Origin of the sequence: Paraburkholderia lebeckiae (assembly GCF_050436225.1) — a bacterium.
GTDB lineage: Bacteria > Pseudomonadota > Gammaproteobacteria > Burkholderiales > Burkholderiaceae > Paraburkholderia > Paraburkholderia tuberum.
Genome location: NZ_JBNDLU010000002.1, coordinates 1862143 through 1883119, shown reverse-complemented (window position 1 = coordinate 1883119; position 20977 = coordinate 1862143). Strand labels below are relative to the sequence as shown.

The window sequence follows — 20977 nt, the reverse complement described above, 5'->3', positions numbered from 1 at the left end:
GTGCGTGAACAGTGCGCAGGCAGTCGCGTCGACGCGAGCGCGCAGCGGCACAACAAGGAGGTGACAGTATGAGCTTCAGCTTCAAACTCTCCGCCGTTTCCGTTGTCGCTTCTCTCGCCTGCGCGCTTGTGCCGGCTGCTCGCGCAGCCACGCCGATCACGGTGACCAACAAGGCCGCGCTCGATGGTCCGATCCGCTACACCGTTCGCGTCACGTCCAAACAGTTCGGCAATTCCCAGGAGACCCGCACGATCCGCTCGGGCGAATCGGACGACTTCACGTGGAAGACCGTGCCGCCCGGCGGTCCGGTGCCCGGCTCGGACGCATGCCCGGACTATGCGTCGCTGCCGGTCGACGAGAATGGCGCGATGATCCGCCAGACGCAGATCCGCTTCGCGCCGGTGGTGTCGAGCGACGGCACCGCGGCCGTACAGCTGAGCTTCCAGGCGCAGACGCCGCATGGCGTGAAAACCGTGACGAGCGGCGGCAAGACGCTCAAGTGTCCGAACGATATGCGCGTGAGTCAGATCGTGCGTTTCACGATGCCGGTCAACGGCACGACGAAAACGCTGACGCTGACCGACGGCACGGAGATCGCCGTCACCGCGAAGCGGTGAAGGTTCGAGCGCGCGGCATGATGTCCGCGTGCGCGGCCGTGGCACGCGCTAGCGTGTCATCCTTTGCGTGCCTCACGCTCGACGAGCCGCGTCGGCAAGAACTGATGCTCGGCCGAAAAGAGCCGCCGGTACGTGAGCAGCACCGCGCCCACCGTCCCCAGCGCCGACGCCGCCGCGATCAGGAACATGATGACGATCTGATAGCGCACCGCCTGCAAGGGCGACTGCCCGGCCAGCACCTGACCGGTCATCATGCCCGGCAAACTGACGACGCCGACCACCGCCATCTGGTTCAACGTCGGCATCATGCCCGCGCGCACCGCCTGGCGCGCCGGCGCCTGGGCGGCCTCCCAGCGTGTCGCGCCGAGCGCGAGCGCCATGTCGACGCGGTCGCGCCGCGCGGTCAGCTCCTCGGTCATCCGCTCGATGCCGAGCGATACACCGGTCAGCGTGTTGCCGAGGATCATGCCGAGAATCGGAATCGCATATTGCGGCGCGTACCACGGATGGATGCGGATCACGACAAACAGTCCCACCGCGGCCACGAGCCACGAGCTGAGCCAGATCGACAGCACGCTGTCGGCGCGTTGTCCGGCATAGGTGCGGCTGCCGCGCTGCGCGCCGGCGAAACCGGCGATCAGCGTCATCACGATCATCAGCGGCAGCACGACGTACCAGCGAGCGAAACTGAACACCCAGCCGAGCACATAGCCGATCGCGAGCAACTGGACCACGGTGCGCACCGCCGCCCATGCGAGCTTGCGCTCGAGATCGAGCTTCAGCGCGACGGACACCGCGCCATTCACGACGATCAGCAGCGTCGCGATCGCGACGTCCCACAAGCTCAGATTCTGCAGGCTCATTGGCGGGGCTCCCGACGCTGGTCCGCGGGAGCGCGTTGGTCCGCATCGCGCCGCACGGGAGTGTGTTCTGCCAGTACGCCGGCGCGCATCGTCAGATGCCGTTCGCTCATGCGTGTTGCCTGCTCGAGATCATGCGACACCCACATCGATGCGTGAGCGCCCGGCGCGGCATCGAACCACGCCTGCACGAGCGCTTCGATCGCGCGCGACGACGCCGGGTCGAGCGATGCGGTCGGCTCGTCGAGCAACAGCACTTCGGGCGCGAGTTGCAGCACGCGGATCAGCGCGGCGATCTGCGCTTCGCCACCCGATAATTCGCTTGCGCGCTTGCCGAGAAAGTCCTCGCCGCGGCCGGCCTGCATCGCGAGCCGGGCCGCGCGCGCGCGATCGAAGCGCGCGTCGCGATATGCCCGCAGCTCAAACGGATAGCGCAGATTGTCTTCGACGCTGCCGTCGATCAGCGCGGGCCGCTGCCGGATATACGCGATTGCGCGCCGGTAGCGCGGAATCCGCACACGCTCGAGCGGCGCGCCATGCCACAGGATGCGCCCTGCATCGACCGGATCGAGCAGCGCGAGCGCGCGCAGAAACACGCTCTTGCCGGAGCCGGACGGTCCGGTAATCGCGACGCGCTCGCCGGCGCGCAGGGCGAAGGTGGTCGGCTGCAACAGCGTCTGGCCGCGCTGCGCATCGCGCCGCACGATGCCGTCGGCGAGGACGAAGGGAACATCGGTCATGGTTGGAACGTCGTGGGGAGGGTGTGCCGGTGGGACTGTCGACAAAGCGTGCGCCATGATAAAACGACGAGGCGCAACAGCGCACGACCGACGCGGCGATTCACGCTCGCGCGCCAGGCACGATAACTGCTGCACCGTGCACAACGCAGAACAACACGCGGAGCTTTTCAATGGCAGTGTCGAGCGGCACCGGACGACGGGTCGGAAAAATCCTTGCATGGCTGCTGGCGGCGCTCGTGATCCTGATCTTCGCGCTCGTCATCTTCATCCTGACCTTCGACTGGAACCGCGCGCGGCCTTACATCGACGACAAGGTCAGCCAGGCGATCGGCCGGCCGTTCGCGATCAACGGCGACCTGAAGGTGGGCTGGCGTCATGCGGTCGGCGAAACCGGCTGGCGCGGCTGGGTGCCCTGGCCGCGCTTTTCGGCGGCCAACATCGCGATCGGCAATCCCGACTGGACCAAACAGCCGCAGTTCGCGACGCTCGACGAAATCGACTTCGAGGTCGAGGTGCTGCCGCTGCTCGCGCACGACATCGTGATTCCGGCGATCAACCTCGTGAATCCGTCGGTCGATCTGGAACGCCTTGTCGACGGGCGCAATAACTGGACCTTCAAGTTGCCGTCGTCGAGCGGACCCACCGAGTGGAAGCTCGATCTGCACGACATCGCGTTCGCGAAGGGCAACATCGCGCTGTCGGATCAGCAGAAGAAGGTCGAGGTGCAGATGGTCGTCGATACGCTCGGGCAGCCGATCCCGATCGGCGACGCGCTGAAGCAGCAGGAAGCGGCCTCGCGCAGCGCGTCGGCTCAGGCGGTCGGCCGCGCGGGCGCGAGCAAGCTCGCCGCCCAGGCCGAGGCGCAGGCGGCCTCGGAGGCGAAGGCGGCTTCCGCTGCGGCGGCTTATGAAGCGGCAGCGCAGGCATCGGGCGCATCGGGCGCGTCCGCGACGTCGGGCGTGGCCGCGAGTTCCGGCGTGCTCGCGACGAGCGGCGCCGCCGCCCCAGCCGAAACCACCAGCGGGAGCGCCAGCCCGGCCGCGGCTGTCTCGGGGGCGAGCGGCACCGCACCTGGCGCCAGGCGCGCGACGCCGCTTTATGCGATCGGCTGGACCGTCAAGGGCACCTACAACCGCACGCCGGTGTCGGGCAGCGGCAAGCTCGGCGGCGTGCTCGCGCTGCAAGACGCGAACCGGCCGTTCCCGGTGCAAGCCGATGTCAAAGCCGGCGATCTGCATATCGCCTTCGTCGGCACGGTCACCGATCCGGCGCATCTCGCGGCGCTCGATCTGCGTCTCTGGCTGCAGGGCAACAGCATGGCGCGCCTGTATTCGTTGACCGGCGTGACCTTGCCCGAGACCCCGCCGTACGCGACCGAGGGCCATCTGATCGGTCAGTTCAAAGCGAGCGGCAACGTGTTCACGTATGAGAACTTTACAGGCCGGGTCGGCGGCAGCGATCTGAACGGTTCGTTGACCTATACCGGGCGCGAGCCACGTCCGCTGCTGCAGGGCGAAATCGAGTCGCATCTGTTGCAGTTCTCGGATCTCGCGCCGGTGATCGGCGCCGATTCGAACGCGAGCAAGGCGAGGCGCGGCGACGCGGCCGCGCAGCCGAGCAACCGCGCACTGCCGGTCGAGGAGTTCCGCACCGACCGCTGGAAGGCGATCGACGCCGACGTCAAGTTCACCGGCCGGCGCATCATCAAGAACTCGAACCTGCCGATCACGGATCTGTACACGCACGTCGTGATGACCGACGGCGTGCTGTCGCTCGTGCCGCTGAAGTTCGGCGTCGCGGGCGGCTCGCTCGCGTCGGACATTCATCTCGATGGCAGCGCGGCGCCGCTGAAGGGCCGCTTCGCGATGTCGGCGCGGCATATCAAGCTGAAGCAATTGTTCCCGACCTTCAAGACAATGCAGAACGCGCTCGGCGAGATCAACGGCGATGCGTCGCTGTCCGCGACCGGTAATTCGCCGGCGGCGCTCGCGGCGACATCGAACGGCGAGTTGAAGGCGCTCGTGACCGAAGGCACCGTGAGCCGTCTGCTGATGGAGGCGGCCGGGCTCAATGTCGCGAACGTCGTCTATGAAAAGCTGTTCGGCGCGCGCGACGTGAAGATCAACTGCGCGGCCACCGACTTCGTCGCAACCGATGGCGTGCTCGAAGCGCGCGTGTTCGCGCTCGATACCGACGACGCGGTGATCAACATCGACGGTCACGTGAATCTGCGCGACGAAACGATGGACCTCGGCGTGCATCCGCATACGAAGGGCTTCCGGGTCTTTTCGCTGCGCTCGCCGCTGTACGTGAAGGGCACCTTCAAGGATCCGCACGTCGGCGTCAATGCGGCCGCGCTCGCGTTGCGCGGCGGCGCGGTGGTCGGGCTCGGGCTGATCAATCCGTTCGCGGCGCTGATCCCGCTGCTTGCGCCGAGCAACAACAAGCCGCTGCCGTGCGCGCAATTGCTCGCGCAAGTGCGGCAGATGCCGAAGGCGCCGCCGCCGGGCGTCAAGCAACAGCCGAAGGCGCCGATGTCACTCGAAGGAGCGCCGGTCAACAAGTCTTCGGGCGGCGCGTCGTCGCCAGCCGCGGTGGATCGTAAGCCAGCGACGCCGTCGCCGGCGAGCGCGGCTGAATACAAGGGCAGCTGATGTTGTTGGGTTGGCCTGCGGACTGGGTGAGCTGGAGCCTCGGCGGTGGCCTGTGCCTGGTCTTTCTGTGGCTGATCAGCGTGCCGTCCGCACGCGAGCGCGTCGATGAAAGTAGCGCCGCTCTGACGAAGACGCCAGAGACGCGTGACGACATCAGCTGTCGAAACTGCGGATGAATGACGACTGAGAGACCCATCAGCAGCCCTGAACTTCAGGGCATCTGATCGGCCTATCTGAGCGAGCGCGGTGTGGCATCGCCCGACGCATCCTGGCGACGCACGCCGCGGCGGGTACCGATTCGTGTCGCGCCGAACTCCGTCAGAATCTTGCCGCGCGCACGGCTCGCGAACACGAGGAAGCCGAAGCCGTCGGCCTCGTACCAGTAGCCGCCGTTCTCGAGACCATCGAGCGGCTGCTCCAACGCGTTGGTAATGGATTCGATGCAGCGCCGCCGCAATTCGGCTGGTGCGGGGTAGGGCGGCTGTGCGCCGCGCACACTGCATAGAAGCACGTCGAGTCCGGGCAGCACGTGTGCATAGAGCACCGGTTCGTCCTGCGCGCGAGCCCGCGCAATCTTGGTGTCGAGTTGACCGAACGGCTTGAAATGCCGCAGAACCGCGAGGAACGACTCGTCGCCGTCCACCTTCGCGCGTCTACGCTTTTTCGGGAAGGACATAAAAATTCGCCTGAAAAAGAATTGCAAGAATCGCTGCGTCTTCATGCGACCACTCCCGGCTTTCGCGCGCCGCACGTCGATCTTTTATAGCATACGACAAGGCCGGATTCACGATGATTCGACGCTACCGCATCGCCCCACCGCCTCCCGCACGAATCATGCCGAACCGCCTCGCCGCGCGCATTCGCATCCCAGCACACCTTGTCTCCATCATAGACGCAGGCGGCGCGGAAAAAACATCCCATCCCAATAAAAAAGTCATTTTTGTGTGGTCGAGCGCTTGCTGGCGCGTCGTTGAAATATCTCCGATTCACGTCGATAATGGCCCGTCCAGCCGCGCGGCGCCCGCCTTGCAGGGCGCGAGGGGTGCGCGCGAGCCCAGCCGTTCGAGTGACAGCCTGAACCACAGCCTGAACGCCCTGACGGAACCATGAAACTATTCACCAAAGGTCTGCTGCTGATCGCGATACCGAGCGTGGTCGAACTCGCGCTGCTCGGGGTCGTCTTCGATACCCAGCAGCGGACCGCGCAGGCCGCGCGATGGGTCGACAACAGCAAGCAGATCCTCTACGAGTCGTCGGCCATCGCCGATCCGCTGCTGCGTCAGGCCGCGCGCGTGCGCACGGCGATGGTGACGGGCAGCGCCTCGCTGATCGACCGCCATGCGGTGTGGGTCGACCTGAATGACCGGCTCGCGAAGCTCGATGCGCTCGTCGCTGAAACGCCGGCCCAGGCCGAGCGCGTGCGCAGCATGCGGCGCGCGATCGACGCGTATCGCGAACAGAGTGTCGCGATCTCGCAGGCGTTGCACGAGAAGCGCAGTCTACGCCCCTATATCGCGCTCGAAACCGGCGAGTTGCCGGAGCAGATCGCCGTGTTCCGCGACGAATTGGCCCAGTTCGGCGCGGCGGCGTCGGAGCTCGACGTCGAGCGCTCGAGCGCGCTCGGCGAGCGGCGCGAGCTTCAGCAGCGCGCGCTGATCGCCGCGGTGTTCGGCTCGATGTTGATTTGGGCGGTCACCGCTTTCGTGTTCGTGCGCGGCATCGGCCAACGCCTCGAAGTGCTGACCGATAACGCCGAGCGGCTCGGCAGCGGCCGGCCGCTCGCGGCGCCGTTGTCGGGCAGCGACGAAATCGCCGCGCTCGACACGGTGTTGCATCAGACCGATGCGCGTCTGCGCGAGGCGGAAGCCGGGCAGGAGGCGCTGAAGACGGAACTCGAAGCACGCGCGCGCGAACTGGCGGCCGTCAATGAGGAATTGCGCCAGGAAACGCAGGACAACGAGATGTTCATCTACAGCGTGTCGCACGATCTGCGCTCGCCGCTCGTCAATCTGCAGGGGTTTTCGAAAGAGCTGCACGTGTCGTGCGACGAGCTCGACGTGCTCGTCGGACAGGCTCGTCTGCCGGAGAACGAAGCACGGCGCATGACGCAGATCCTCGATGGCGACGTGCGCGAGTCGTTGCACTATTTGCGCACCGCGGTCGCGCGCGCGGCGGCGATCATCGACGCGCTGTTGCGCATCTTGCGCGCGGGACGGCTCGAATACCAGTGGCAGCGGGTCAGCGTCGGGCGCGCGGTGGCGCGAGTCGTCGATGGGCTGCAAGGCACGATCGACCGGCGCGCCGCGAGCGTCACGGTGCGCGAGCTGCCGCCCGCATGGGGCGATCCGGCGGCGGTCGAGCAGATCTTCGGCAACCTGATCGGCAATGCGCTGACTTTCCTCGATCCGGCGCGTCGCGGGCGCATCGAGGTCGGCGCGCTCGCGCCAGAACCCGTCGACGAAAGCGAGCCGCGCGTGGTCCGTATGCGCACCTATTACGTCCGCGATAATGGGCTCGGTATTCCGGCCGTGTATCGGTCGAAGGTGTTTCGCGCGTTCCAGCGTCTGCACGGGGACGTCGCACGCGGCGAGGGGATCGGCCTCGCGGTGGTGCGGCGCGCGGTCGAGCGGCACGGCGGGCGCGTCTGGGTCGAATCGGCCGAAGGCGCCGGATCGACCTTTTTCGTGGTGCTGCCCGAGCAGCCGGCGCGCCTCTGAGCGCCGCGCATGCCGGCGCGGGCACTGCCGCTGCCATCCTCCCGGCGGCATGGATGACCAATCGTTGGCACGGAGAGCCTATGAATTACGCGCAAGCGGTCAGCATCGTTGTGATCGAAGACGACGACGGCCACGCGACGCTCGTCGAGCGGAATCTGGCGAATTTCGTCGTGCTGCTCGATCTGAAGATGCCGCGCGTCGACGGCTTCGAGGTGTTGCGACGTTTGAAGGATGCCCCCGAGACCGCCGCCGTGCCCATGATCGTGCTGACCACGACCGAGGAACCGCGCGAAATCGCGCGCTGCTACGAACTCGGTTGCAACGTCTATCTCTGCAAGCCGGTCGAATACGATGCGTTCACCGAGGCCGTGCGCCTCTCGGTTTTTTCCTGCAAGTGGTCAAACTGCCGCCGGGGCATCGGCTCGCGCCGCCCTGAAGCTGTCCGAAAGCCGTTCATGACAAGATGAGCACCGTACCGAGCCGGAGAGCACCTGCATGATCGAAGAAGTGTCCACGCCGCACGCCGCCTATGTGCTCGTCGTCGATGACGACGAGGGCATCTTGCGGCTCGCGCGCAAGTCGCTCGAACGCGCCGGCTGCCGGGTGACGATCTGCGCCGGCGTCGAGACGGCCCGCGAGCGGGTCGCGAGCGGCGGCCCCGATCTGCTCGTGCTCGATTATCAGCTGCGCGGGCCGGAGACCGGGCTCGATTTCTTCCGGCGTCTGCGCGCGGAGGGCGTGCGCATTCCGGCGATCCTCGTGACCGGCTTCACCGACGAGTCGCGTGTGATCGAAGCGCTGCGCGCGGGCGTGTCCGACGTGGTGCCGAAGTCCGGCGACTATCTCGACTATCTGCCAGAGGCCGTGGAGCGCGTGTTGTCTCAGGTGCGGCTGCAACGCGCGTCCGACGAAGCGCTACTGCTGCGCGATCGCGAGCTGCATTACCGCACGCTGTCGGAGACGTTGCCGCATCTCGTGCTGACCTGCGACGCGGCCGGCGATTGCGACTTCCTGTCGAAGCAGTGGTACGACTACACCGGCTTGCCCGAACATGGCTCGCATGGTCTCGCGTGGCTCGAGGCCGTGCATCGCGACGATAGCGAGCAGATCCGGCAAAGCTGGCTCAAGGCCGTCGCGGGCCGCAGCGGCGACTATCGGCACGAGATGCGGATTCGCCGCCACGACGGCGAGTACCGCTGGTTCGACGTGCGCGTGGTCGCGATGCGCGATGCCAATGGCAACGTCAGCAAATGGTTCGGTAGCTGCACCGACATCCACTCGCAGCGCGAGGCGATCGAGGAGCGCGAGCGACTGCTCGAGTCCGAGCAGGCCGCGCGCCAGGCCGCCGAAGAAGCGAATCGCGCGAAGGACCGTTTTCTCGCGATGCTGTCGCACGAATTGCGCACCCCGCTCACGCCGGTGCTCGCGGGAGCGAGCGTGCTCGAGACGATCCCGGAACTGCCGGAGCAGGCGCGTGCGAGCGTGCGCATGATCCGCCGCAACGTCGAACTGGAGGCGCGGCTGATCGACGATCTGCTCGATCTGACGCGCGTCGCGAACGGCAAGCTGCGGCTGTCGCTGGAGACCGTCGACGTACACGACGTGATCGACAGCGTGCTCGAACTCTTTCGCAGCGAAATCCAGGTCAAGCAGCAGGACGTGCATGTCGAGAAGCACGCGACGCATCACTACGTTCTCGCCGATCGCGCGCGGCTGCAACAGATGCTGTGGAACCTGATTCGCAATGCCGCGAAGTTCACGCCGGACGGCGGCCATATCTATGTACGCACACGCGACGAACGCATGCAGGTGCAGATCTCGGTTGAAGACACCGGCATCGGCATCGAGCCGGAGCAGATCGGCAAGCTGTTCAATGCGTTCGAGCAGGGCGACCAAAGCATGACGCGGCAGTTCGGCGGCCTGGGTCTCGGTCTCGCGATCACGAAGGCTTTGACGGACGCGCACGGCGGCACTGTGACCGCGCAGAGTCCCGGTCCGCATTGCGGCGCGACCTTCACGATCACGCTGCCGACCGCCGCCGCGCCGGCCACCGCGCCGCCGGTCATCGTGCCGAGCAGCGCGCAGCCGGCGAGTTCGCTGTCCGTGCTGCTGATCGAGGACCATGCCGACACCGCCGACGTGATGGCCCAATTGATGCGCGGCTTGGGTCATCAGGTGACGGTGGTCGGGCGCGTCGACGATGCGCTTGCGGCGACGCAGTTGCACAGGTTCGATCTGGTTGTCAGCGATGTCGGATTGCCCGATGGCACCGGTCTTGATTTCGTCATGGCGTTTCGCGAACATTCCGACGTGCCAGCCGTCGCGCTGACCGGCTTCGGCACCGACGAGGACGTGCGCCGCTGTTTGAGCGCGGGCTTTACATCGCATTTGACGAAGCCGGTCAATTTCGGCCAGCTCGAAGCGATGATCGAAAACGCCGCGCAGTTGAAGTGGCGAAAGGATGAGTAAGGTTCGATAAAGGGCAGCGCGCTGAAAGCAGCGTGAAAATACAAAGGCCTGTTGCGACGCCGATCGCAACAGGCCTTTTGATTTCACTGGCTCAGGCCGTCCAACCCGAGCTTGATTCGACGATTAACGCTGCTGGTTCTTCAGCGAATCGCGGATATCGCGCAGCAGCAGCACGTCTTCCGGCGTCGGCGGCGGCTCCGCCGGTGCAGGTTGCGGCTCCTTGCGCAGTTTGTTGATGAATTTGACCATCAGAAAGATGATGAACGCGAGAATGAGGAAGTTGATCGTCGCGGTAATGAACGAACCGTAACCGAACACCGCCACGCCAGCCGTCTGCAGGTCTTTATATGATTCGGGGTTGCCTTTGTAAGTGGCCGGAATATGGCCCAGGCGAACGAACAGATTGGAGAAATCGAGGCCGCCAGTAGCGACCCCGACAACCGGCATGATCAGGTCTTTAACCACGGAATTGACAATGGTGGAAAACGCGCCGCCGATAATCACACCGACCGCCAGATCCATCACATTGCCTTTGAGGGCAAATTCTTTAAATTCCTGGATCATGCTCATACGTACACCTCCCTGATATGAATAGCCGAATCATACCAACCTGAAGCGGATAGGCTAGTGCTTTAGCCGCAAGGCGACAAGCGCATTTGCTGCGCGTCGCTAATGAGGAAACTGTGACTCGCTATGGCGCGCGCGCTCCAGATGCGCGGCAAAACTGACTGGGTCGATATTGGCGCCGCACAGCAGTACGCCCACGCGTTTGCCCTGCAACTGTTCGCGCAGCGGTCCGAGCAGTGCGGCCGTGGCGGCCGCGCAAGCCGGCTCGACCGCGAGCTTCAGCTGATTGAACAGGATCAGCATCGCCTCGCGCAACTGGTCGTCGGACACGGTGACGATCCGATCCACATGGCGGCGGCACAGCTCGTAGCTGTATTGCTCGGTATGCGGCGACATCAGCGAATCGGCGATGCTGTGCATATGGCCCATTCTGACCGTATGGTTGGCGGCAAAACTCTTGCTCATCACGTCCGAGCCTTCGGGTTCGACGCCGTACACGTGCATGTTCGGATTCGCGAGCCGCAGCGCGGTGGAGACCCCGGCCGCGAGTCCGCCGCCGCCGATCGGCACGATCACCGCTTCGAGGTCGGGCGTTTGCGTGGCCCATTCGTAACCGAGCGTCGCCGAGCCGAGCACCGTGCGATAGCCGTTGAACGGATGCACGAAATAGCGGCCTTCCTCGGCCTCGACGCGGCGCACCAGTTCGAACGCTTCGGCCAGATCTTCCGCATAGACGATGTCGGCGCCGTACTCGCGGCACAACGCGACGCGGGCCGGATTTGCCGCGCTGAACAGCACGACCTTAGCGCTGACGCCGAGCCGCATCGCCGCATAGGCGACCGCCACCGCGTGATTGCCGCCCGACACGCAGGTGACACCCGCGCTCTTCTGCGCGTCGTCGAGCGCGAGCAGGTTCGTGAAGGCGCCGCGTGCCTTGAAGCTGCCGCCCGCCTGCAGCAGCTCGAACTTGAAATTGACGACTGTGCCGCGCAGCGACGAGAACTCGAGCCGGTCGAACACCGGCGTGCGCGCGACCCACGGCGTCAACGCGAAGTGCTGCGCGGCGATGTCGTCGAGCGTGGGGATCGGCTCACCGTCGATCGTGTGATCCGTGTGCTGCTGCATGGCGCTGGACATGGCGGTCGCTCCGGAGTCGTCGATGTCGCTGAGACCGATGGCTCGGCGCGCAGGTTCACTGCGGCTGCGCGCCGCTGCAACGAAACGGGCTAAGCGACCTCGACCGACATGCTGTGGATGAACTTGCGCAAGAAGCGCTCGCACGCGACGAGCTGCTCGAGCTCGACGAATTCGTTCGCCTTATGCGCCTGCTGGATGTCGCCGGGGCCGCAGACGATGCTCGGAATCCCCGCGTTCGAAAACAGGCCGGCCTCGGTACCGTATGCGACCTTGCGCTTGTCCTGGTCGGCCGTCAGCGCGCGTACGAGCTGCGTGATCGCGGCCTGTTCAGACGAATCGAGTCCGGGCGCCGCGGCGATCTTCGTGATCTCGATCGCGGCCGACGAATGCTCGCGCAGCATTTTCGGCAGCAGCGTTTCGCGCGCGTAGCTGTCGATGCGCGCGAAGATCTGCTCGGGATCGAGCGTCGGCAGATTGCGGAACTCGAACTGGAACTGGCATTCGGCCGGCACCGTGTTGATTGCGTTGCCGCCCGTGATCGTGCTGGTCTGCGCGGTGCTGAACGGCACGTCGTACAGTTCGTCGAAGGGGCCTTGCGCGCGGAACTGGTCGGCCATGTCGCGGATGTAGCAGATCAGGCGAGCCGCGTACTCGATCGCGTTCAAGCCCTTCGGCGTCAGCGACGAATGCGCGGCCTGGCCGCGTACGCAACACTGATACGCGTTGATGCCCTTGTGCGCGATGATCGGGCGCATGCTGGTCGGCTCGCCGACGATGCAGCCGTCCGGCTTCACGCCGCGCTTCATCAGATCGGCGATCAGAAGCGGCGCGCCGACGCAGCCCACTTCCTCGTCGAACGACAGCGCGAAGTGGATCGGCTTCGCGAGCTTCGTGCGCTGCATGTCCGGCACGAGCGCGAGCGCCGTGCCGATGAAGCCCTTCATGTCGCAGGTGCCGCGGCCATAGAGCTTGTCACCGCGAATCTCCGGCTTGAACGGATCGCTGTCCCATTGCTGGCCGTCCACCGGGACGACGTCGGTGTGGCCCGACAGCACGACGCCGCCGTTCGTTTCGCCGTCGTGCGCGGGAATGGTCGCGAACAGGTTCGCCCATTTGCCGCCCTTGCCATGCGTCAGCGTTGCTTCGATACCGACCGCGCGCAGCTCGTCGCGCACGGTTTCGATCAGGCCAAGGTTTGGATTGCGGCTCACCGTGTCCATCGACACGAGACGGGTGACCCAGGGCAGAGATATCGGAGAAGCGGGGGAGGCGGAGGAGGCGGAGGAGGCGGACGACTGCAACGATTGCGCTGTTTCAGCGACGTGAGACATGACAAGACTCCAGCGTTTTGTGTCTATCGATCATATCCCAAATTGGCATTTTCGCAAGGATGTCCAAAAAGCCGGGCTCGCGTTGGCGCAGCGCAGCATCGATGCAAAAAACGGGGGACATCCCCCCGTTTTGTGCGCTTTTCACGAGCCTGTGCGCGCAGCGTGCCGCGCTCAGCGAGCAGGCGCCGCCGCCGTGCCGCGGCTCGGCGAACCGAGCGCGCGCAAGGTCTCCTTGACGGTCGCGACGCGCACCGCGAGATCCGGACTGCGTGTTTCGATACGCAGCTTGTCCTGACCCGCGAGCTTGATGTGCTTGTGCTTCTGCACCATCTCGATGATCCGCATCGCGTCGACGGGCGGATTGGGGATGAACTGCAGGCCGATCACCGCTTCACCGGCATCGATCTTCGAAATGCCGAGCGGCTTCGCGGCGAGCCGCAGTCGATGCGTCTCCACCAGCGCATGCGCCTGCGGCGGCAGCTTGCCGAAGCGGTCGATCAGCTCTTCCTGGATGCCGTCGATCGAATCGTTGTGTTCGCAGTTCGCGAGGCGCTTGTACAGCGACAGACGTTCCTGCACGTCGCCGCAATAGTCCGACGGCAGGATCGCCGGCGAATGCAGGTTGATCTCGGTGGTCGCGGCGAGCGGCGCGGTGAGGTCTGGCTCCTTGCCGTTCTTGAGCGCCCTCACTGCGTCGTTGAGCATGTCGGTATAAAGCTGGAAGCCGATCTCGTGAATCTCGCCCGACTGCTTGTCACCGAGCACCTCGCCGGTGCCGCGAATTTCGAGGTCGTGCATCGCGAGATAAAAGCCCGAGCCGAGTTCCTCCATCTGCTGGATCGCTTCGAGCCGCCGTTGCGCCTGCTTGGTGAGCCCCTGCGGATCGTGCACGAGCAGATACGAGTACGCCTGGTGATGCGAGCGGCCGACGCGGCCACGCAGCTGATGCAATTGCGCGAGGCCGAACTTGTCGGAGCGGTGGATCAGGATCGTGTTCGCGCTCGGCACGTCGATGCCGGTTTCGATGATCGTCGTGCACAGCAGCACGTTCGCGCGTTGCGCGACGAAGTCGCGCATCACCCGCTCCAGTTCCCGCTCGTGCATCTGTCCATGCGCGACCGCGATGCGCGCTTCGGGCACCAGCTCTTCGAGCATCTGCCGGCGATTCTGGATCGTCTCGACTTCGTTGTGCAGGAAGTAGACCTGGCCGCCGCGCTTCAACTCGCGCAGCATTGCTTCGCGAATCACGCTGTCTTCCTCGCGCCGCACGAAGGTCTTGATCGCGAGGCGCTTTTGCGGCGCCGTTGCGATCACCGAAAAATCGCGCAGACCTTCGAGCGCCATGCCGAGCGTACGGGGAATCGGTGTCGCGGTCAGCGTCAGCACGTCGACTTCCGCGCGCAGCGCTTTCAGCGCCTCCTTCTGACGCACGCCGAAGCGATGCTCCTCGTCGATGATCACGAGCCCGAGCCGCTTGAACTGCACATCGGACGACAGCAGCTTGTGCGTGCCGATCACGATGTCGACCGCGCCTTCGTTGATCTGCCGGATCGCCGCGTTCACTTCCTTGGTCGACTTGAAGCGCGATAGCTCGGCGATGCGCACCGGCCAGTCGGAGAAACGATCGCTGAAGGTTTGCGTGTGCTGTTCGGCGAGCAGCGTGGTCGGCGCCAACAGCGCGACCTGCTTGCCGCCCATCACCGCGATGAACGCCGCGCGCAATGCGACCTCGGTCTTGCCGAAGCCGACGTCGCCGCACACGAGCCGGTCCATCGGCTTGCCGCTCGTCATGTCGCCGATCACGGCCGCGATCGCGGCGGCCTGGTCCGGCGTTTCCTCGAAACCGAAGCTCTCGGCGAACTTCACGTAGTCCTTCGGTTCGAGCGCGAACGCGTGGCCCTCGCGGGCGGCACGGCGGGCGTACAGGTTGAGCAGCTCGGCGGCGGTGTCGCGGATCTGCTGCGCGGCCTTGCGCTTGGCCTTTTCCCACTGGCCCGAGCCGAGCGAATGCAGCGGCGCGCTTTCCGGATCGGCGCCGCTATAGCGCGAGATCACGTGCAATTGCGCGACCGGCACGTAGAGCTTGCTGTCGCCCGCGTATTCGAGGTGCAGGAACTCGGTTTCGCCTTCGCCGAGATCCATCGTCACGAGACCCATGTAGCGGCCGATACCGTGCTGCGAATGCACGACCGGGTCGCCGACCTTCAGCTCGGACAGATCGCGCACCATCGAATCGACGTTGCTCGCCTGTTCCTGGCGGCGGCGTCCCGCGCGGCGCGCGAGCGGCCCGTACAGCTCGGTTTCGGTGATGATCGCGATGCCGTCGCCCGGCAGCGCGAAGCCGTTCGCGAGCGGCGCGACGCCGAGCGAGAAACGCGCGTCGCTCTTGAGCCAGTCGGCGAAGCTGTCGGCCGAGGCGGGCCTCAGCTGGTTGTCGGCGAGCAGTTGCAGCAGCGTCTCGCGGCGGCCCGCCGATTCGGCGGCGAACAGCACGCGGTTCGGCGTCGTGGTCAGATACGCGCGCAGCGCCGAGACGGGATCGTCGGCGTGACGATCGATCGCGAGGTTCGGCAGCGCGATCGACCAGGCGCCGTCGCCGTTGGTGGGCAGCACGAGCCGTGCGAACGGTTTCGCGAACGTGAAGAAATCCTCATCCGACAGGAACAGCTTCTGCGGTTCGAGAATCGGCCGGTCGCGGTCGTGCGACAGGAAATTGAAGCGCTGCTTCGTGTCGTTGGTGAAGCGCCGGATCGCCGCGTCCAGATCGCCGACGAACGCGAGTTGCGAACCGTCGGGCAAGTAATGGAAGAGGGTGGCCGTCTCCTCGAAGAACAGCGGCAGATAGTATTCGATGCCCGCCGACGGCACGCCGTTGCCGATGTCTTTATAGATCGACGCGCGGCTCGGATCGCCCTCGAAAGTCTCGCGCCAGCGGCTGCGGAAGGCGGTGCGCGCGGCCTCGTCGAACGGGAATTCGCGGCCCGGCAGCAGGCGCACGTCCTTGACCGGATAGACGCTGCGCTGCGTGTCGGGGTCGAACGCGCGGATCGAGTCGACCTGGTCGTCGAACAGGTCGATCCGGTAGGGCAGTGGCGAGCCCATCGGGAACAGATCTAGCAGCGAGCCGCGCACGCAATATTCGCCGGGACGCACCACCTGGCTCACGTGCTCGTAGCCGGCGAGCGTCAGCTGCGCCTTCAGTTTCGCTTCGTCGAGCCGCTCGCCTTGCGAGAAGGAGAACGTGTAGGCGGCCAGAAACGATGCAGGCGGCATCCGGTACAAGGCCGTCGTGGCCGGCACGAGCAGGATGTCGCAGCGGCCTTCGCCGAGATCGTGCAGCGTCGCGAGTCGCTCGGACACGAGGTCCTGGTGCGGTGAAAACGTGTCGTAAGGCAGCGTCTCCCAGTCGGGCAGGAGGCGCACGCGCGCGTCCGGCGCGAAGAAGCCGATTTCCTGCGACAGCCGCTGCGCGTCGACCGCGCTTTCGCAGACCACCGCAAGCAGCGGCATCTTCTCGCGATACGCAAGATGGTAGCGGGCGATCAGCAGGGCGTCGGACGAACCGCGCGTGCCGTCGAAGGCGAAACGCTGGCCGGCCTTGACGAGCGCGACGGGCGGGGAGGACTGCGAGGATGCGGCGATGTCTGGCATAAAGGAAAAAAAGGGCGGCTCGGGGCTCACGCGACGGCCAAGTTTACGCGTGTACGGGCGTGGATGCGAAGGACGTATTATAAAATCCGTCCTTTACTTTGACCTGGCGGCATCCGCACTCGTGACTTCCCGTCTCTTTGCCCTGATCCCGTGCGCGGGCACCGGCAGCCGTTCCGGCGCCGCGATGCCCAAGCAATACCGCACTGTCGCCGGCCGCGACATGCTGCATTACTCGCTCGCCGCGTTCGACGCGTGCAGCGAATTCACGCAGACGCTGGTCGTCATCGCGCCCGACGACCAGCACTTCGACGCCCGCCGCTTCGGCAATCTGCGCTTCGCGGTGCGTCGCGTGGGCGGCGCGTCGCGCCAGGCGTCGGTGCTCAACGGTTTGCACGCGCTCGCCGAGTTCGGCGCCCACGACGGCGACTGGGTGCTCGTGCACGACGCAGCCCGGCCGGGCATCACGCCGGCGCTGATCCGTACGCTGATCGGTTCGCTCAAGGACGATGCGGTCGGCGGCATCATGGCGTTGCCGGTCGCCGATACCTTGAAGCGTATCGACCGCGCGTCGGCCGATGACCGCATCGCCCATACCGAAGCGCGTGACGGCTTGTGGCAGGCGCAGACGCCGCAGATGTTCCGCATCGGCATGCTGCGCGAGGCGATCCTGCGCGCGCAGGCCGACGGCCACGATCTGACCGACGAGGCGAGCGCGATCGAATGGTCGGGCCACGCGCCGAAGCTCGTGCAAGGCAGCCTGCGTAACTTCAAGGTCACGTATCCGGAAGATTTCGATCTGGCCGAGGCGATTCTGAGCCGCCCCGCCGGTCCGTGATACCGCGTCTGGCACATTGGAAAGATTTAGAAAGGCTTTAAAGAGGCTTTAAAACCTTCAGCACTTGAGGACGTGACGCACATGGATTTCAGAATTGGGCAAGGCTACGACGTGCATGCGCTGGTGCCGGGACGCGCGCTGATCATCGGCGGTGTGACGATTCCGTACGAGCGCGGGTTGCTCGGTCACTCGGACGCGGATGTGCTGCTTCACGCGATCACCGACGCGCTGTTTGGCGCGGCCGCGTTGGGCGATATCGGCCGCCACTTCTCCGATACCGACGCGAAGTTCGCCGGCGCCGACAGCCGCGTGCTGCTGCGCGAATGCGTGGCGCGCGTGAAGGCGGCCGGCTTTGCGATCGGCAACGTCGACAGCAGCGTGATCGCGCAGGCGCCGAAGCTCGCACCGCATATCGACGGGATGCGCGCCAATATCGCGGCGGACCTCGGTCTGCCGATCGAGCGCGTGAACGTCAAGGCGAAGACGAACGAGAAGCTCGGTTATCTCGGCCGCGGCGAGGGTATCGAGGCGCAGGCCGCGGTGTTGTTGGTCAGGAGCTGAACGACGGGATTCTTGTTTGGGTGACGGGCGGTGCCGCTTACAGCGTCGCGCCACCAATTGCCCGATTGCTCGGACACAGCTCGTCCGTTTGCAGGCCGTCGAGGATGCGCAGCACTTCTTCGGGATTACGGCCCACGTACAGATTGTTGACCGACACGTGCTGGATCGTGTTGTCCGGATCGACGATATAGGTCGCGCGCAGCGCGACGCCCGCTTCCTTGTCGCGCACGCCGAGCTGGTCGATCAGTTCGCCTTTCACGTCGCCGAACGAGTAGTGGTTGAGCCTGTCGAGCTCCTTGTACTCGCGGCGCCATGCGAGCTTCACGTATTCATTGTCGACGCTGCCGCCGAGCAGCACGGCCTCGCGGTCCTCGAACTCCTTGACGAGCTTGCTGAATTCGACGATTTCCGTCGGGCAGACCAAGGAAAAATCCTTCGGATAGAAGTAAATGATTTTCCATTTGCCTGGAAACGACTGCTCGGTGATGTATTCGAACGCCGAGACGCCGTGTTCTTCGTGATGGTTGAAGCCCGGCTTGGCGGCAATGACGGTGAACGCTTCGAGTTTATCGCCAACGGTTTTCATGCAAAGACTCCTTCGGAAGTCGCAACAAGCGGCGTGTTTCGAATGGCGACGGCGCGCGGTGCCGCGCGTCGTCGGCTCACGCGCTTTTCGCGAGCGGAAACTCGATCGTCACTTCAAGCCCTGGTCCGGGCGAGCGGTTGCGCAGCCGCAGCGCGCCGCGATAACGGGCGACGAGCCGCTGCACGATCGCCATGCCGAGGCCCGTGCCGTTGGCCTGGGTGCGCGCCGAATTCACACGATAGAACGGCCGCGTGACGAGCGCGAGCTGGTCTTCGGGAATGCCGGGGCCTTCGTCGACCACCGAGAGTTCGACGCGCGAGTGCGACACGCGCGTTTCGAGAATCACGTGTGGCACCCCGTCGCCGTCGCTGAGCCCATATTTGCGCGCGTTCTCGAGCAGATTGCCGACCACGCGACGCATGTCGGTTTCATCGGCCTCGATCACCGCCGACGGAGCGAGCCGCGTGATCAACCGCATGCTGTCCTCGCTTTGCATGCGTGCGGCGAGTTCGCTCGCGATCACCGAGAGGTCCACCGGCTCCGGCACACGCTGCACGGGACGCGCGTAGTCGAGGAAGCGGCCGATGATCATGTCCATCTGCTCGATGTCGTCGACCATCGCGTCCTTGGTGGCCTGATCGGACGGGCTCATTTCGGTCTCGAGCCGCAGCCGTGCGAGCGGCGTGCGCAGATCGTGCGAGATGCCCGCGAGCATCAGCGCGCGGTCCGCCTCGAGCTGTTCGAGGTCGCGCACCATCTGGTTGAAGCTTCGATTGGTTTCGGCGGCCACACCCATGCCGCGCTCGGGCAGCGGCTCGGGCGATTGCCCCGAGCCGACCCGGCGCGCGGCCATCGCCAGACGCGCGAACGGCCGGTTCACCAGACTCGTGATGAACGCCGCGCCGAACAGCGACAGCGCAAGCGCGAACACGCCCCAGCCGGCCCATTGCAGGCCGGTGGCGTTGTCGAGCTGGTCGCGGTCGAGCGCGACCCAGTAATCGTCGTCGTCGATCTTGAAGCTGATCCATACGCCGTTGATATCGTTGACGCTCTGCGCGATGATGGTGTCGTCGCCGAGACGGCCGCGGATGTCGTGCTCGATCAGGCGATTCAACGATTCGTCGGGCTGGAGTTTGTATTTGTCGGTGGCTTCGCGCGGGTACACGCGCACCCCTTCGTTGCTCTCCAGATCCTGCAGCAGCGCGCGCCGCAGGTCGGGATCGGAATAGAGGAGTGCGGTGCGCGTGAGCTTGACGATCGCGACGAGTTGCAGAGCCACGCGCTGCGCGCGCGGCTCACGCTCGATCACGCGAAAGCTCTGGAACCACGCGGCGAGACTGACCGCGATCAACAGCGCGATCAGCAGAAAGGTCCGCCAGAAAAGGCCGCCGAACGCGAGCGTCAGGAGGCGCCGGTCGATCCGCATGGGCCCTTCTTATGTGACACAGAAACGAAAACGGAGCACAAACTCAGGCTGCACCGTCGGGGATGAACACGTAGCCGAGGCCCCACACGGTCTGAATGAAGCGCGGGCTGCCCGGATCCGGCTCGATCAGCTTGCGCAGACGCGAGATCTGCACGTCGAGGCTGCGGTCGAAGACCTCGTATTCGCGGCCGCGTGCCAGTTCCATCAGCTTTTCGCGCGACAGCGGCTGACGCGGATGACGCGCGAATACCTTCAGCACCGAGAACTCACCGGTGGTCAGCGGAATTTCCTGGCCGGCCTTGGTCAGTGTGCGGGTGGCGAGATTGAGCGCGAACTCGCCGAACTCGAACACCTCGGTGGTCTCCGACGGCGCACCCGGCAATTCGGACGGCGACTGACGACGCAGCACCGCGTGAATGCGCGCGACCAGTTCGCGTGGATTGAATGGCTTGGGCAGGTAGTCGTCGGCACCCATCTCGAGGCCGACGATGCGATCGACATCCTCACCCTTGGCCGTCAGCATGATGATCGGCGTGCGGTCGTTGCTGCCGCGCAGTCGCCGGCAGATCGACAGGCCGTCCTCACCGGGCAGCATCAGATCGAGCACCAGCAGATCGAAGCGCTCGCGCACCCAGAGCTTGTTCATTGACGGCGCGTTTTCGGCGACGTAGACGTTGAAGCCTTGTTCGCCGAGATAGCGGCGCAGAAGATCGCGCAGGCGTGGATCGTCGTCGACGACGAGGATTTTCGAAGGGTTTTTGGTTTCCATGGTCGGCATCTTAGCGCGATTAGAAAGTGGTGCGCGGTTACACCATTTCTGGGGTTA

General features: G+C 65.2%; 17 protein-coding genes and 1 pseudogene. 8 read left to right on the top strand and 10 right to left on the bottom strand.

The window, feature by feature from the left end; genetic code table 11:
- Nucleotides 1-68 precede the first annotated feature (68 nt).
- Nucleotides 69-617, top strand: a complete 549-nt coding sequence (locus tag OKW45_RS23285) for a DUF6013 family protein (protein WP_018418101.1) — start codon at nt 69-71, stop codon at nt 615-617.
- 56 nt (nt 618-673) lie between these two features.
- On the opposite strand, the gene OKW45_RS23280 is transcribed toward OKW45_RS23285, so the two are convergent.
- Together OKW45_RS23280 and OKW45_RS23275 are read right to left on the bottom strand one after the other, a co-directional pair.
- Complete coding sequence (locus OKW45_RS23280) at nt 674-1480, bottom strand: ABC transporter permease (RefSeq protein ID WP_018418100.1); 807 nt, start codon at nt 1478-1480, stop codon at nt 674-676.
- Nucleotides 1477-2217, bottom strand: coding sequence for an ABC transporter ATP-binding protein (locus OKW45_RS23275; RefSeq protein WP_429471392.1), 741 nt, complete (start codon nt 2215-2217; stop codon nt 1477-1479). The genes OKW45_RS23280 and OKW45_RS23275 overlap by 4 nt, the downstream gene beginning before the upstream one ends.
- Nucleotides 2218-2387: 170 nt before the next feature.
- Between OKW45_RS23275 and OKW45_RS23270 the strand changes: the two genes are divergently transcribed.
- The gene (locus OKW45_RS23270) at nt 2388-4871 is read left to right on the top strand and encodes an AsmA family protein (protein ID WP_429471390.1); all 2484 of its coding nucleotides are present in this window, start codon (nt 2388-2390) and stop codon (nt 4869-4871) included.
- Between the two features lie 229 nt (nt 4872-5100).
- Here OKW45_RS23270 and OKW45_RS23265 read toward each other — a convergent pair whose 3' ends face one another.
- Nucleotides 5101-5592 (bottom strand): hypothetical protein, encoded by a 492-nt coding sequence (locus OKW45_RS23265; protein WP_018418096.1) that lies wholly within the window; start codon nt 5590-5592, stop codon nt 5101-5103.
- Between the two features lie 113 nt (nt 5593-5705).
- Here OKW45_RS23265 and OKW45_RS23260 point away from each other — a divergent pair, with 113 nt between their 5' ends.
- From OKW45_RS23260 to OKW45_RS23245, 4 genes and pseudogenes are all read left to right on the top strand, one after another.
- Nucleotides 5706-5981, top strand: a complete 276-nt coding sequence (locus OKW45_RS23260) for a hypothetical protein (protein ID WP_429471388.1) — start codon at nt 5706-5708, stop codon at nt 5979-5981.
- Entirely contained in the window at nt 5978-7588 is a 1611-nt protein-coding gene (locus tag OKW45_RS23255; protein ID WP_429471386.1) for a sensor histidine kinase, read from the top strand. The genes OKW45_RS23260 and OKW45_RS23255 overlap by 4 nt, the downstream gene beginning before the upstream one ends.
- Nucleotides 7589-7668: 80 nt before the next feature.
- Nucleotides 7669-8024: pseudogene (locus tag OKW45_RS23250) on the top strand (response regulator).
- 59 nt (nt 8025-8083) lie between these two features.
- A complete protein-coding gene (locus tag OKW45_RS23245; RefSeq protein ID WP_429471384.1) occupies nt 8084-10057 on the top strand; it encodes a hybrid sensor histidine kinase/response regulator in 1974 nt (657 codons plus the stop codon).
- 123 nt (nt 10058-10180) lie between these two features.
- Here OKW45_RS23245 and mscL read toward each other — a convergent pair whose 3' ends face one another.
- From mscL to mfd, 4 genes are all read right to left on the bottom strand, one after another.
- A complete protein-coding gene (mscL, locus tag OKW45_RS23240) occupies nt 10181-10627 on the bottom strand; it encodes a large conductance mechanosensitive channel protein MscL (protein ID WP_018418093.1) in 447 nt (148 codons plus the stop codon).
- Nucleotides 10628-10726: 99 nt separating this feature from the next.
- Nucleotides 10727-11761 carry a threonine/serine dehydratase family protein gene (locus tag OKW45_RS23235; protein ID WP_018418092.1) on the bottom strand — a complete coding sequence of 345 codons (1035 nt, stop codon included), beginning with the start codon at nt 11759-11761 and terminating at the stop codon, nt 10727-10729.
- An 89-nt stretch (nt 11762-11850) separates the two neighbouring features.
- Complete coding sequence (argE, locus tag OKW45_RS23230) at nt 11851-13092, bottom strand: acetylornithine deacetylase (RefSeq protein WP_429471382.1); 1242 nt, start codon at nt 13090-13092, stop codon at nt 11851-11853.
- Nucleotides 13093-13263: 171 nt separating this feature from the next.
- Complete coding sequence (mfd, locus tag OKW45_RS23225) at nt 13264-16743, bottom strand: transcription-repair coupling factor (RefSeq protein WP_429471380.1); 3480 nt, start codon at nt 16741-16743, stop codon at nt 13264-13266.
- 121 nt (nt 16744-16864) lie between these two features.
- Between mfd and ispD the strand changes: the two genes are divergently transcribed.
- Nucleotides 16865-17578 (top strand): 2-C-methyl-D-erythritol 4-phosphate cytidylyltransferase, encoded by a 714-nt coding sequence (ispD, locus tag OKW45_RS23220; protein WP_429471378.1) that lies wholly within the window; start codon nt 16865-16867, stop codon nt 17576-17578.
- Between the two features lie 81 nt (nt 17579-17659).
- Entirely contained in the window at nt 17660-18139 is a 480-nt protein-coding gene (ispF, locus tag OKW45_RS23215) for a 2-C-methyl-D-erythritol 2,4-cyclodiphosphate synthase (RefSeq protein ID WP_184003502.1), read from the top strand.
- Between the two features lie 37 nt (nt 18140-18176).
- On the opposite strand, the gene OKW45_RS23210 is transcribed toward ispF, so the two are convergent.
- The 3 genes from OKW45_RS23210 to ompR form a co-directional block, all read right to left on the bottom strand.
- Nucleotides 18177-18725 carry a peroxiredoxin gene (locus tag OKW45_RS23210; protein ID WP_018418087.1) on the bottom strand — a complete coding sequence of 183 codons (549 nt, stop codon included), beginning with the start codon at nt 18723-18725 and terminating at the stop codon, nt 18177-18179.
- 76 nt (nt 18726-18801) lie between these two features.
- Nucleotides 18802-20151, bottom strand: a complete 1350-nt coding sequence (locus OKW45_RS23205) for an ATP-binding protein (RefSeq protein WP_018418086.1) — start codon at nt 20149-20151, stop codon at nt 18802-18804.
- A gap of 43 nt (nt 20152-20194) precedes the next feature.
- Nucleotides 20195-20929 (bottom strand): osmolarity response regulator transcription factor OmpR, encoded by a 735-nt coding sequence (ompR, locus tag OKW45_RS23200; protein WP_006048917.1) that lies wholly within the window; start codon nt 20927-20929, stop codon nt 20195-20197.
- Between the last annotated feature and the right edge of the window lie 48 nt (nt 20930-20977).